This is a genomic window from Cognatilysobacter segetis (assembly GCF_004359965.1).
GTDB classification, from domain to species: domain Bacteria; phylum Pseudomonadota; class Gammaproteobacteria; order Xanthomonadales; family Xanthomonadaceae; genus Cognatilysobacter; species Cognatilysobacter segetis.
Genome location: NZ_SMRQ01000016.1, coordinates 48244 through 60607, shown reverse-complemented (window position 1 = coordinate 60607; position 12364 = coordinate 48244). Strand labels below are relative to the sequence as shown.

Below are 12364 nucleotides of genomic sequence, written 5' to 3'. Positions count from 1 at the left end.
GCGCTGTGCAAGCGGCATCGCCGGCCCTTTCGACGGGCTCTCGGCGACGCCGATCACCAGGCGCTCGAACAGCGGCGCCGCGCGGTCGACGAGGTCGACGTGCCCGTTGGTGATCGGATCGAAGGTGCCGGGATAGACGGCGGTGCGGTTGCGGGCCGCGCTCATGGGTTCTCGCATCGGGACGACGGCTCCCCGGCCGCCGGATCGGGATCGAGTGTAGCAGCGGCCGCTGGCCCCGCCGCCGGGACGCGGTAGAGCGCATGGCGGACCTCGCGGGTGCGGCCTTCGCGGTGCAGCGCCCAGTGGTCCGGCACGCCAGGGTCGACGTCGGTGGGGGACTCGACGTGCACCAGCGCGTCGGGCGCCAGGCGCGGCGCGAGGGCCGGCCACACGCGCGTCCAGAGCCCGCCTGCAAACGGCGGATCGACGAAGGCGATGTCGAACGTCTCCGCGGTGCCGGCCAGCCACGCGAGCGCGTCGCCCTGCACCACGCGCCCGCGCGCGCCGCCATCGAGGCGGCCGAGCGTGCCGCGCAGCGAGGACGCGAGTGCGGCGTCGCGCTCGATCAACACGGCGTCGGCCGCGCCGCGCGACAGCGCTTCGAGGCCGAGCGCGCCTGTACCCGCGAACACGTCGATCACGCGCGCGCCCGGCAGGTACGGCATCAGCCAGTTGAACAGCGTCTCGCGGACGCGGTCGCCGGTGGGCCGCAGACCGGGAGACGCCGGCACGTCCAGGCGCGTGCCGCGCCAGTGGCCGCCGATGAGGCGGATCTTTCCCGCGGGCTTGTTCATCGGGGGTGTCGGGGGGCCGGTGCTAGCATGTCGCGCCCATTTTCCCCCAATTCCGACGCCTGCCGATGCTGAGTTTCCTGCGCCGCAAGAAGCCGAACGAGCCCGAGCGTCGACTGTCGGTCGAGGAACTCGCCGCGGCGTTCCCCGGGCAGGAGTCGCAGGCGCCCGCCGACGTGGCCGACGCCGAAGCGACTCCGCAGGCCACGGCCGGCGCGGCCGTCGAATCGGCCGAGGATTCCACGGCGCGGGCCGAGTCGTCCGTCGAGGCAACCGTCAACGATCCCGCGGCCAGCGCGCCTGCCGCGGAATGGCTCGCCGCCGAGGCGCCCACCGCGCGCGAGGCCAAGGCTGCGGATGCCGAAGCTCGTTCGATGCGCGAGACGGAGGCAGCGCACGCGCGACCCGCACCGGCCGCGGTTTTCACGGCCCCGCTCGAATCGATGCCGTCGGCGCCAGCGCCGATCGAACCGGATGTCACCGGCGCGGTGCCGACCGTGCCGGCCGCTGCCGCGGGCAAGCGCGGCTGGCTCGACCGTCTTCGCGGCAACACGTTCACCCGGTCGATCAGCGGGCTTTTTTCCCGCAATCCGAAGCTCGACGACGACCTGCTCGACGAGATCGAGACCGCACTGCTCACCGCGGACGTCGGCGTAACCGCGACGACCGAACTGGTCGACGACCTGCGCAAGCGGATGAAGTCGCGCGAGTTCACCGACGCGAACGCGCTGCTCGCCGCCCTGCGCGCGGACCTGCTGGCGATGCTAGAGCCCGTCGCGAGGCCGCTCGTCATCGATCGTGCGGCGAAGCCTTTCGTCCTGCTCACGATCGGCGTCAACGGCGTGGGCAAGACCACGACGATCGGCAAGCTCGCCAAGCGCTTCAAGGATGAGGGCCGCCCGTTGATGCTGGCCGCCGGCGACACCTTCCGCGCCGCGGCGGTCGCGCAACTTCAGGCCTGGGGCGACCGCAACGGTGTGGCGGTGATCGCGCAGGGCCAGAACGCGGACGCCGCGTCGGTCGCCTTCGATGCGCTGCAGGCGGCGAAGGCGCGCGGCACCGAGGTGCTGATCGCCGACACCGCGGGCCGGCTGCACACGCAGCAGGGCCTGATGGCCGAGCTCGGCAAGATCAAGCGCGTGCTGCAGAAGCTCGACCCGGCCGCGCCGCACGAGGTGCTGCTGGTGATCGACGGCACCACGGGGCAGAACGCGATCTCGCAGCTTCGCCAGTTCAATGCGGCGATCGGCGTGACGGGCCTCGTTGTCACCAAGCTGGACGGCACGGCCAAGGGCGGCGTGGTGTTCGCGCTCGCGCGCGAGTTCGGCATCCCGATCCGCTTCGCGGGCATCGGCGAACGCCCGGAGGACCTGCGCGTGTTCGACGCGGCCGCGTTCGTCGACGCCCTGCTGCCGGAGTCGCTCGGCGCCGGATGACGGCGGATCCCGGCCCCGAGGCGGCACCCCGCGGCGAATCGCCGGGCCGGCGCTCGCGCGGTCGTCTGCTGCTCATCGCGGTGGTGGTGGTGGTCGCACTGCTCGCGGGGCTCGCCCGCTGGGCATCGCGGCCGCAGCAGGTGGCGAACCTCGTACTGGCGCAGGCGGGAAGCGCGCTCGGCCTGCGCATCACCGCGCGCGGCGTCAGCGAATACACGTTGCGCGGCACGCCGCAGCTGGTGCTGCGGGACGTGACGGCTCAGCGCGAGGGCGACGCCTCGCCGCTGCTCACCGCCGACCGCCTGTTGTTGTCGGTGCCGTGGTCGACGATCAAGTCGCGCGGCCGCGAGATCACGGTCCACCGCATCGAACTGGATCGACCGACGCTCGACGTCTCCGCGCTGCAGCGCTGGCTCGCCACGCGCCCGCCGACGCCGCAACGGCCGACGCCCACGCTCACCGACGGACTGGCCATCACCGAAGGCCGCGTCATCGGCGAAGGCTGGACGATCGACGGCCTGCGCGCGGACGTGCCGAGCCTCGCGCCCGGCAAGCCGGTGCGTGCGCGGCTCCGCGGGCGCATGCAGGCCGGCGAGACGCGCATGCCGTTCGACGTCGCGGCCACGCTCGCGCGCCCGGAAATGCCGGCCGGACTCGGCGTTGCCGGCGATGTCGTGGTGGAACGACCGGATTGGCGCATGCCGCTCGACGTCGTGCTCCGCGGCCGACCCGACGCGAGCCCGGCGCTCGCGCTGCATGCCATGGTGCTGCGCGCGCAGGCGCGTTATGTCTCGAAGTCGACGAGCCTGCCTTTCGACCTCGGCATCGCCGGCGACGCGCGCTACGTCAAAGGCCTGCACATCGCCCCGTTCGGGCTCGCCCTGCAGCGCGGCGGCGCGATTCCCGACCTGCGGGCGGGCGGCTCGCTGGACTGGACGTCGTCGCTGTCGCTGCGGCTCGACGGTCGCATCGAACGCTGGCCGCAGAGTTGGCCCGCGCTGCCGAGTCCGATCGGCCGGCCGCGAGGACCGCTGCCCCTGCACCTCGACTACGCCGGCCCGACGGACCTGTCGGGCGAAACCGCGCTGCGCTTGGCATCCGGCGCGACGCGGTTCGACGGGCGCCTTCGCTTGCCGCGGGTGCTCGCGTGGCTCGACGCGCCGCCTAGCGGAACGCCCCTGCCCCCGCTGGACGGCCGCGTGAGCACCCCGCGGCTGGAAATTCCCGGCGCGACGCTCGAAGGCGTCGAAGTCGAATTCAGCGATGACTGACACCTTCGCGACGCGCCTGCTCGCCTGGTTCGACGTCGCCGGCCGCCACGACCTGCCCTGGCAGCACCCGCGCACCCCGTACCGCGTCTGGCTGTCGGAAGTGATGCTGCAACAGACGCAGGTCGCCACCGTCATTCCGTACTTCGAGCGCTTCGTGTCGGCGCTGCCCGACCTGCCCGCGCTCGGGGCCGCGCCGCTCGATCGCGTGCTCGCGCTGTGGTCGGGGCTCGGCTACTACACGCGTGCGCGCAACCTGCACGCGGCGGCGCAGCTCTGCATGGAGCGCCACGGCGGCGAACTGCCCCGCGCCGTGGATGCGCTCGCCGCGCTGCCCGGCATCGGCCGCAGCACCGCGGCGGCGATCGCGTCTCAGGCCTGGAATGATCGCCACGCCATCCTCGACGGCAACGTCAAGCGCGTGCTCGCGCGCTTCCACGGCATCGACGGCTGGCCCGGCGCGCCGCGCGTCGAGAAGCAGCTCTGGGCCTTCGCGCAGGCGCATGCCGGTGACCCGGCGCTGCCTGACGACCGCCTCGCCGATTACACCCAAGCGCAGATGGATTTCGGCGCCACGCTCTGCACGCGCAGCCGCCCGGCCTGCATCGTCTGCCCGCTGCAGGCCGACTGCGTCGCCCGCATCGAAGGGCGGCAGGACGAGCTGCCGACGCCGCGACCGTCGAAGGAACTGCCGCGCCGCGAGGCCGTCGTGCTGGTACTGCGCGATGCGGACGGCCGCATCCTGCTGCAGCGCCGCGCGCCGACCGGCGTCTGGGCGTCGCTGTGGTCGCTGCCGCAGTTCGACGACGCGCAGGCGGCGGACGGTTGGCTGTCACGCCACGCAGGTGATGTGCCGCTGGAGATGTGCCTCGACGACGTCGCGCACGGCTTCTCGCACTACCATCTGACACTCAGGTCGCGGCTGCACCGCGTCGAGCGTGCCGCACTCATCGCCGACGACGGCGAATCGGCCTGGGTATCGGCCGCCGACCTCGCATCGTTCGGCATCCCGGCGCCGATCCGCGCCCTCCTCACCCGCCTCTTCGAGAACTGACATGCCACGTACCGTCGACTGCGTCTGGCTCAAGCGCGAGGACGAGGGCCTCGATTACGTGCCGTGGCCGGGCGAGCTCGGCCAACGCGTATTCGCGAGCGTCGGCAAGCAGGCGTGGGCCGCGTGGCTTGCGCACCAGACGATGCTGATCAACGAGAACCGGCTGTCGCCGATGAACCCGAAGCACCGCGCCTACCTCGCCGAACAGATGGAGAAATTCCTGTTCGGCGGCGAGGTCGACAACGCGCCTGGCTTCACGCCTTAGCGCACGTCAGCCGTCGAGTTCGCTCCAGCGCGCGTAGGCGGCATCCAGCCGCGACTGCGTGTCGGCCAGCTTCGCGTTGTGTGCGGTGATCGCCGCGGCGTCCCGTGAATAGAACTGCGGGTCCGACAGCGCCTCCGTGAGCGTGGCGACCTCGCCTTCCAGCGTCTCGATCAAGGCCGGCAGCGACTCGAGCTCGCGGGTTTCCTTGAAGCTGAGCTTGCGCTTGGCAGGCGCGGCCACGGGGGCGGCCGCGACCGGCTTCGCCGATTCGCGCGCAGCCGCCCGGGCCGTGCCGTCGTCCGCGCCGCGCTGGCGCAGCCAGTCGGTGTAGCCGCCGACGTACTCGCCGACGCGACCGTCGCCTTCCATCACCAGCGTGGAGGTCACCACGTTGTCGAGGAAGTCGCGGTCGTGGCTGACCAGCAGCAGCGTGCCCGCGTAATCGCCAAGAAGGTCTTCCAGCAGCTCCAGCGTCTCGACGTCGAGGTCGTTGGTGGGTTCGTCCATCACCAGCAAATTCGACGGCTGCGCGAACAGGCGCGCCAGCAGCAGGCGATTGCGCTCGCCGCCCGACAGCCGCGTGATCGGCGCGCGCGCGCGTTCGGGCGTGAACAGGAAGTCCTGCAGGTAGCCGATGACGTGCTTGCGCTTGCCGTTGAGCTCGACGAACTCGCGGCCTTCGGCGACGTTCTCGATCGCGTTCCAGTCCTCTCGGAGCGTGGCGCGGTACTGGTCGAAGTAGGCGATCTGCAGGTTGCTGCCCAGTCGCACTTCCCCGCTGTCCGGCACCAGGTCGCCGAGCAGCGTCTTCAGCAGCGTCGTCTTGCCGCTGCCGTTGGGACCGATCAGCCCGATGCGGTCGCCGCGCATGATCGTGGTCGACACGTCGCGCAGGATGGCGCGGCCGCCCAGCGACACCGAGACGTTCTTCGCCTCGATCACCTTGCGACCCGAGGCGTCGCCCTGCGCGGCCTCCATGCGCACCTTTCCGGTCTGCTCGCGGCGCTGCGCGCGCTCGTCTCGCATCGCCTTCAGGCGACGCACGCGGCCTTCGTCACGCGTGCGGCGGGCCTTGATGCCCTGGCGGATCCAGACTTCCTCCTGCGCCAGCAGCTTGTCGAAGCGCGCGTTTTCCTGCGCTTCCGAATGCAGCCGCTCCTCGCGCCGGCGCAGGTAGTTGTCCCAGTCGCCGGGCCAGCTGGTCAGCGCGCCACGGTCGATCTCGACGATGCGCGTGGCCAGCGCGCGCATGAAGCGGCGGTCATGGGTGATGAAGACCAGCGTGCCGCGCCAGCCCTTGAGGAAGCCCTCGAGCCAGTCGATGGATTCGATGTCGAGATGGTTGGTGGGCTCGTCCAGCAGCAGCACGTCGGGCTGCGAGACCAGCGAGCGCGCGAGCATCACGCGCCGGCGCATGCCGCCTGACAGGCCGGCGAACGGCCGCTCGCCGTCGATGGACAGCCGCGTGAGCGTTTCGGTGACGCGCTGCTCGAGCGACCACGCGCCCAGCGCTTCGATGCGCGACTGGACCTCCGCGAGCGCGTGCGCGTCGATCTCGGCGGCGTGGCTGAGGTGGTGGAAACGCGCGAGCAGTTCGCCCTGCTCGCCCAGGCCGGCGGCGACCACGTCGAACACGTCGCCCGCCGTATCGGCCGGCACTTCCTGCTCGAGGCGCGCGACGCGCACGCCGGCTTCGTAGCGCACTTCGCCGTCGTCCGGCATGAGGTCGCCGGCGATGAGCTTGAGCAGCGTGGACTTGCCGGCGCCGTTGCGGCCGATGACGGCGATGCGCTCGCCGGGTTCGATGGACAGGTCGACGTGGTCGAGCAGCAGCGGGCCGCCGACGCTGAAGTCGACGGACTGGAGAGTGATCAGGGGCATGTGCGCAGTTTACGCGGTCGGTCGCTGGCGACCGCTCACGAGCTGCAGCTGAGCATCGAGCAGCCGGCCATGTGGCGCGCCCAGTCCGGGCGGCGCTGCGCGTACGCCTCGCGGCCGGGCTGGTCGTCGTAGGGACGGCGCATGACGTCTAGCAATTCCTCGATGCCCGATGCATCGCCGGCGGTGGCGCGATCGATCACCTGCTGCGCAAGGTAGTTGCGCAGCACGTAGCGCGGGTTGGCCTCGCGCATCTGTCCGCGACGCCGCGCCGGGTCTACGTCCGCCACGCGCGCGGCATAGCGGCCGAGCCATTCGCGCAGCGCGGGCTCGCCGGCCTCGCGCTTGGCCTCGTCGTAGAACGCGTCGTGCAGCGGCGCGAGGTCCGGCGCTGCGGGATCGACGTCGATCAGGCCGCGGAAGAACAGCGTCATGTCCACCTCCGCGCCGCGCATCCACGCCAGCAGCGCCTCCATGAGCTCGACGTCGCCCTCGCGGAAACGGCCGAGCCCGAGCTTGCGCACCGCGTTGTCGCGCTCGGCCTGCTCGTAGGCCTCGACGAACCGGGCGAGGCCTGCCTGCAGCGGCGCGACGTCGGGATCGAGCGCCGCGAGCGCCGACGCCAGCCGGCCGAGGTTCCAGTACGCCACTGCGGGCTGCTGGCCGAAGCGGTAGCGGCGGCGCTGTGCGTCGGTGGTATTGGGCGTCCAGTCGGGGTCGTAGTCGTCGATCCAGCCGTAAGGGCCGTAATCGATCGTCAGGCCGAGCACCGACATGTTGTCCGTGTTCATCACGCCGTGGACGAAGCCCACGCGCATCCAGTGGCCGACCATCACCGCCGTGCGCTCGCAGATCTCGCCGAACCAATTCGAGACCGCGTTGGGCGAATCCGCATCGATATGCGGGAAGTCGCGCCGAATGCAGAAGTCGACCAGTGCACGCAGCAGCGGCGCGTCGCCACGCGAGGGCGGCAACTCGAAGTGCCCGAATCGCATGAACGACGGCGCGACGCGGCAGACCACCGCACCCGGCTCCGGCGCGGCGTGGCCGTCGTAGAACATGTCGCGCACCACGTCCTCGCCGGTGGCGACCAGGCTGAGCGCGCGCGTGGTCGGCACGCCGAGGTGGTGCATGGCCTCGCTGCACAGGAATTCGCGGATCGACGAGCGCAGCACGGCGCGGCCATCGGCGGTGCGCGAGTAGGGCGTCGGCCCGGCGCCCTTGAGCTGCAGCTCCCAGCGCTCGCCGGCGGCGTTGACGGTCTCCCCCAGCGTGATCGCGCGCCCGTCGCCGAGCTGCCCGGCCCAATGGCCGAACTGATGGCCGCCGTAGTTCGACGCGTACGGCTGCATGCCGGGCAGCAGCGCATTGCCGCCGAAGACCTCCGCGAACGCGGGATCGGCCGCGTCCCTCTCGTCCAGCCCCAGCGTCGACAGCATCTCGCGCGAGACGGCCAGCACCCGCGGCGCCCGCACGGGCGCGGGATCGACGCGCGACCAAGCCGCGCCGTGCACCTGCCGCACGCCGCCGCCCTCGCGAGGATCGCCGGGCAGGTCGCGCAGGAAACGGTTGTCGAACTTCAGGTCGGACAGGCTCATCGGTCGCTCCGGCGCGACGCCGCGCCTCGGGCATCGCATGCTAGCGGGCACGGGTCATGCGCCCCGCGACGGCGCCAGCGGCCGCGTCGACGACGATTTCCACGGCCGGAATGCGGACGGGCGAGTAGACTGCCGCCCCCGACCGGCCCGCCCCGGCGCCGAGATCCCGCCATGAGCGCCGAAACCGAACCGACTCCCCTTTCCTTCACCGATCTCGCCCTGGGCGCGCCGCTGCTTCGCGCGCTGGCGGATGTCGGCTACGAGACGCCCTCGCCCATCCAGGCCGCGACGATCCCGCCGCTGCTGGCCGGCCGCGACCTCATCGGCCAGGCGCAGACCGGCACCGGCAAGACCGCCGCGTTCGCGCTGCCGGTGCTCTCGCGCATCGATCCGGCCAAGACCAAGCCGCAGGCGCTGGTGCTCGCGCCCACCCGCGAGCTGGCCATCCAGGTCGCCGAGGCCTTCCAGAAATACGCGCATTACCTGCCGAACTTCCAGGTGCTGCCGATCTACGGCGGCCAGGGCTACGGGCCGCAGCTGCAGGCGCTGCGCCGCGGGGTGCACGTCATCGTCGGCACGCCGGGGCGCGTCATCGACCACATGAAGCGCGGCACGCTCGATCTCTCCGAGCTCTCGATGCTGGTGCTCGACGAGGCCGACGAGATGCTGCGCATGGGCTTCATCGACGACGTGCAGGCCGTGCTCGACGCAACGCCGCCGACCCGCCAGGTCGCGTTGTTCTCGGCCACGATGCCGCCGCCGATCCGGCGCATCGCGCAGACCCACCTGAAGGACCCGGTCGAGATCGCGATCAAGTCGACGACGACGACCGCGGCGAACATCCGCCAGCGCTTCGTGTCGGTGAGCGGCCACCACAAGCTGGACGCCATCACGCGCGTGCTGGAAGCCGAAAGCTTCGACGCGATGATCGTGTTCGCGCGCACCAAGATCGCGACCGAGGAGCTGGCCGAGAAGCTGGCGGCCCGCGGCATCGCCGCCGCCGCGCTCAACGGCGACGTGCAGCAGGCGCAGCGCGAAAAGATCGTGCAGCAGCTCAAGGACGGGCGCATCGACGTGCTCGTCGCGACCGACGTCGCCGCGCGCGGCCTCGATGTCGATCGCATCTCGCACGTCCTCAATTACGACATCCCGTACGACACCGAAAGCTACGTGCACCGCATCGGGCGCACCGGCCGCGCGGGCCGCACCGGCGAGGCGATCCTGTTCGTGACGCCCCGCGAGCGCGGCATGCTGCGCGCGATCGAACGTGCGACGCGCCAGCCGATCGAGCCGATGGAAGCGCCGAGCATCGAGGCGGTGAACGAGCGCCGCGTCGACCGCTTCCTCTCGCGCATCTCCGACGCGCTGGAAGCACCCGACCTGCAGATGTACCGCGAGCTGATCGAGCGTTTCGAGCAGGAGCGCAACGTGCCCGCGGTGGAGATCGCCGCGGCCCTCGCCCACCTGCTGCAGGGCGAATCGCCGCTGCTGATGCCCACCGGGCACGATCCGCTGCGACAGGCGGCGCGCCCGGACGCACGCGACGCCCGCGATCGCGCACCGCGTTTCGAGCGCGATGGCCAACGTGCCGCGCGCCCCGAACGCGGTCCGCGGTTCGAACGCGACGATCGCCCGGCGCGCCCCGCCGGCGATCGACCATACGCGCCGCGCGGCGACGCTTACCCGGCCGCCGCCGAACGCAGCCCGCGCCCGGAGCGCCCGCGGATCGAGCGTGAACCCAGTGCGCCGGCGGAGCGCGCGCCCGGCAGTGAGTTCGAGCTGCAGGGCCCGCGTTTCGAATGCGGCCCGCGCGGCATGAACGATGCCGAGCGAGGTTTCGACGAGCCGCCGCGTCGCGAGCGCCCGCCGCGTCAGGCGCCCGAGTCCGGCATGGAGACGTTCCGCATCGAGGTCGGCCACGTGCACGGCGTCAAGCCGGGCAACATCGTCGGCGCGATCGCGAACGAGGCCGATCTCGAGAGCCGCTTCATCGGCCGCATCGACATCCGCGACCACTTCACGCTGATCGACCTGCCCGAAGGCATGCCGCGCGAAACGATGGAGCATCTCAAGCGCGTGCGCGTCGCCGGGCAGCAGCTGAAGATCCGCCGCGACGAAGGCACGCCGCCGCGCACCGATCGCGGGCCCTCGCCGGGTCGAGGGCGTTTCGAGGGTGGCCCGCCGCGCGGCCGTCCGCCGGGACGCGATCGCTGACGCAGGATACGAACGAGGCCGCCCACGGGCGGCCTCGTCGTTACGGCGTGGTGCGCGGCGCGCCTATCCGGGTCGCGCGCCGGTGCATCACCTCACTGCAGGTTGATGCGCTGGTTGTCCGAGAGCTTGCCCGGATCCTTCGTCACCGCAGTAAGCAGGAAGTGCAGCGCACGGCCGGCCATCGTGCCCGGACCGTCCCAGTACTCCGCGCTCTGCGCTTCCACGCGGATCAGGCAGAGGTTGGGGTCGTCCTTGCCGTCCTTGAAGTAGACGCCCATGCCCGGGGTCCAGTGGCGCTCGATCTCGGCCCGATCGCGCACCACGCTCGCGGCGCCGGAAATCGAGATGTACGTGCCGTTGTCCTTCGAGGCGAAGGCGACGTTGACCTGCGGATGGGCCTCGACTTCGCGCACCTTCTCGCTGTCGAGGCCGGTGGCGAACCACACGTCGCCGTCGAACTCGAGCTCCTGCACGCCGAGCGGGCGGCTGAACAGGCGACCGTCCTCGCCCTGCGTCGTCAGCATCGCCACGTGCAGGCCCTTGGCCAGTTCGCGCAGCTTGCGGATGTTGTCCTCGCGGTCGGGCGCCGCGGTGCGCATGTCGTCGCGCATGTCCATGTGATCTCCTTGGATGCGGCGTCATCGCCGCTGCGGCAAGGGGACCGCATCGTCCGCCGAGGCGGAGTGAAACGCCGGTGACGCGGGTCAGGCCGCGTCGTCGACCAGCGGTTTCAGCGCGGGATCGAGCGCCACGCGGCCGTCGAACACGAAGCACCGGCCCGCGTAGCCGAACCCGCCGACCTGCTCGAAGTAGGCGAGGATGCCGCCGTCGAGCTGCAGCACATTCCGCATGCCGTCGGCCTGCAGCCAGAGCGCGGCCTTTTCGCAGCGGATCCCGCCGGTGCAGAAGCTGACGACGGTCGCATCGGCCAGCGCCTCGCGGTGCGGCGCGAGCGCTTCCGGAAGCTCGGTGAAGTTGCCGATCGGCAGCGTCAGCGCGTTCTCGAACGTGCCGTAGCCGAATTCCTCGCGGTTGCGTGTATCTAGCAGGACGAGGCGCCGGCCTGCGTCGTCGTGGCCCTCCGCGATCCAGCGGGCGAGCGTCGCCGGATCCACCGCGGGCGCGCGAGCGTCGAGCGGCGCCGTGCCGTCGCGGCGGAAGGTGATGATCTCCGGCTTGACCTTGGCCTTCAGCCGACCGAACGGCTGCGTCGCGCTCCAGCTGCGCTTGACCCCCAGGCCGGCGAAGCGGTCGTCGCGGCGCAGCACGTCCAGCACCGCATCCACGGCGGTTTCGCCGCCCGCCAGGAACAGGTTCACGCCTTCGGGCGCGACGAGGATCGTGCCGCGCACGCAGCCGGCCTCGGCGACGGAATGCAGCGACGCGGCCAATGCGTCGGCATCGTCGATCGGGGCGAAGTGGTAGGCGGCGATGTTGAGGATCATCCCGCCATTGTAAGGAGCGCCGTCGCGGCGCCCCTGTACGCCGGTTCAGCGCGCGCCGAGGGCCGCGAGGTGCGGCAGCGGCTGCGGGCTGGCGACGAACGTCGCGCCGTTGTGGTCCTGCTTGAACACGAAGCCGTGCGCCATCTGCAGGTCGTCCGGCAGCCAGAACACGCGCGGTTCCAGCCGGAAGCCGCCTTCCCAGCCGGCCGCGAGCGCCGCCTCCTTGGCCGATTCCCAGCTCCGCAGGAATGCCAGCGATGCGGCCGTATCGAGGCCCTCGCGCGGATCGCTGCCCTCGCACGGCACCACCGCGACCTCCAGCGTTTCTCGCACCGTCCGCAGCTGGTGCCAGCCGTAGTCGATCGGCCCGATGGAATACACGTGCCAGTTCATGCGCGGTCCCCTTTCCGCTCTC

Annotated in this window: 12 protein-coding genes; 5 read left to right on the top strand and 7 right to left on the bottom strand. The window is 71.5% G+C overall.

The features are described 5' to 3' along the window. The coding region (locus tag E4F61_RS05405) for an adenylyltransferase/cytidyltransferase family protein (RefSeq protein WP_162301413.1) at window positions 1–165 on the bottom strand (165 nt) is incomplete at its 3' end. After that, on the bottom strand, window positions 162–794 hold the full coding sequence (rsmD, locus tag E4F61_RS05400; protein WP_133478651.1) for a 16S rRNA (guanine(966)-N(2))-methyltransferase RsmD: 633 nt from the start codon (window positions 792–794) through the stop codon (window positions 162–164). The genes E4F61_RS05405 and rsmD, both read right to left, overlap by 4 nt. A gap of 65 nt (window positions 795–859) precedes the next feature. On the opposite strand from rsmD, the gene ftsY reads away from it, so the two are divergent. From ftsY to E4F61_RS05380, 4 genes are read left to right on the top strand one after another with little or no spacing between them, the layout of a single operon-like run. Beyond that, complete coding sequence (gene ftsY, locus E4F61_RS05395) at window positions 860–2227, top strand: signal recognition particle-docking protein FtsY (protein WP_133478650.1); 1368 nt, start codon at window positions 860–862, stop codon at window positions 2225–2227. Continuing rightward, a complete protein-coding gene (locus tag E4F61_RS05390; RefSeq protein WP_133478649.1) occupies window positions 2224–3498 on the top strand; it encodes a hypothetical protein in 1275 nt (424 codons plus the stop codon). Before ftsY ends, E4F61_RS05390 begins: the two co-directional genes overlap by 4 nt. Further along, window positions 3491–4549, top strand: a complete 1059-nt coding sequence (mutY, locus tag E4F61_RS05385) for an A/G-specific adenine glycosylase (protein ID WP_133478648.1) — start codon at window positions 3491–3493, stop codon at window positions 4547–4549. Before E4F61_RS05390 ends, mutY begins: the two co-directional genes overlap by 8 nt. Before the next feature lies 1 nt (window position 4550). Beyond that, complete coding sequence (locus E4F61_RS05380) at window positions 4551–4814, top strand: oxidative damage protection protein (protein ID WP_133478647.1); 264 nt, start codon at window positions 4551–4553, stop codon at window positions 4812–4814. Between the two features lie 6 nt (window positions 4815–4820). Here the strand turns inward: E4F61_RS05380 and E4F61_RS05375 are convergent, their stop codons facing one another. Further along, a complete protein-coding gene (locus tag E4F61_RS05375) occupies window positions 4821–6695 on the bottom strand; it encodes an ATP-binding cassette domain-containing protein (protein WP_133478646.1) in 1875 nt (624 codons plus the stop codon). Between the two features lie 35 nt (window positions 6696–6730). Next, entirely contained in the window at window positions 6731–8284 is a 1554-nt protein-coding gene (locus E4F61_RS05370) for a protein adenylyltransferase SelO (protein ID WP_425480114.1), read from the bottom strand. 177 nt (window positions 8285–8461) lie between these two features. On the opposite strand from E4F61_RS05370, the gene E4F61_RS05365 reads away from it, so the two are divergent. Beyond that, the gene (locus E4F61_RS05365; RefSeq protein WP_133478644.1) at window positions 8462–10504 is read left to right on the top strand and encodes a DEAD/DEAH box helicase; all 2043 of its coding nucleotides are present in this window, start codon (window positions 8462–8464) and stop codon (window positions 10502–10504) included. Between the two features lie 92 nt (window positions 10505–10596). Here the strand turns inward: E4F61_RS05365 and E4F61_RS05360 are convergent, their stop codons facing one another. The 3 genes from E4F61_RS05360 to E4F61_RS05350 form a co-directional block, all read right to left on the bottom strand. After that, complete coding sequence (locus tag E4F61_RS05360) at window positions 10597–11115, bottom strand: pyridoxamine 5'-phosphate oxidase family protein (protein WP_238382809.1); 519 nt, start codon at window positions 11113–11115, stop codon at window positions 10597–10599. Window positions 11116–11208: 93 nt separating this feature from the next. Next, on the bottom strand, window positions 11209–11949 hold the full coding sequence (locus E4F61_RS05355) for a sulfurtransferase (RefSeq protein ID WP_133478643.1): 741 nt from the start codon (window positions 11947–11949) through the stop codon (window positions 11209–11211). A 45-nt stretch (window positions 11950–11994) separates the two neighbouring features. Continuing rightward, window positions 11995–12342, bottom strand: a complete 348-nt coding sequence (locus tag E4F61_RS05350) for a hypothetical protein (RefSeq protein WP_133478642.1) — start codon at window positions 12340–12342, stop codon at window positions 11995–11997. Window positions 12343–12364: the final 22 nt, after the last annotated feature.

What these genes read in the sequence shown, in the direction of transcription:
- rsmD (WP_133478651.1), bottom strand. Translation starts at nt 794, where the DNA reads ATGAACAAGCCCGCGGGAAAGATCCGCCTCATCGGCGGCCACTGGCGC.
- E4F61_RS05350 (WP_133478642.1), bottom strand. Translation starts at nt 12,342, where the DNA reads ATGAACTGGCACGTGTATTCCATCGGGCCGATCGACTACGGCTGGCAC.
- ftsY (WP_133478650.1), top strand. Translation starts at nt 860, where the DNA reads ATGCTGAGTTTCCTGCGCCGCAAGAAGCCGAACGAGCCCGAGCGTCGA.
- E4F61_RS05360 (WP_238382809.1), bottom strand. Translation starts at nt 11,115, where the DNA reads ATGCGCGACGACATGCGCACCGCGGCGCCCGACCGCGAGGACAACATC.
- E4F61_RS05365 (WP_133478644.1), top strand. Translation starts at nt 8,462, where the DNA reads ATGAGCGCCGAAACCGAACCGACTCCCCTTTCCTTCACCGATCTCGCC.
- E4F61_RS05390 (WP_133478649.1), top strand. Translation starts at nt 2,224, where the DNA reads ATGACGGCGGATCCCGGCCCCGAGGCGGCACCCCGCGGCGAATCGCCG.
- E4F61_RS05380 (WP_133478647.1), top strand. Translation starts at nt 4,551, where the DNA reads ATGCCACGTACCGTCGACTGCGTCTGGCTCAAGCGCGAGGACGAGGGC.
- E4F61_RS05355 (WP_133478643.1), bottom strand. Translation starts at nt 11,949, where the DNA reads ATGATCCTCAACATCGCCGCCTACCACTTCGCCCCGATCGACGATGCC.
- E4F61_RS05375 (WP_133478646.1), bottom strand. Translation starts at nt 6,695, where the DNA reads ATGCCCCTGATCACTCTCCAGTCCGTCGACTTCAGCGTCGGCGGCCCG.
- mutY (WP_133478648.1), top strand. Translation starts at nt 3,491, where the DNA reads ATGACTGACACCTTCGCGACGCGCCTGCTCGCCTGGTTCGACGTCGCC.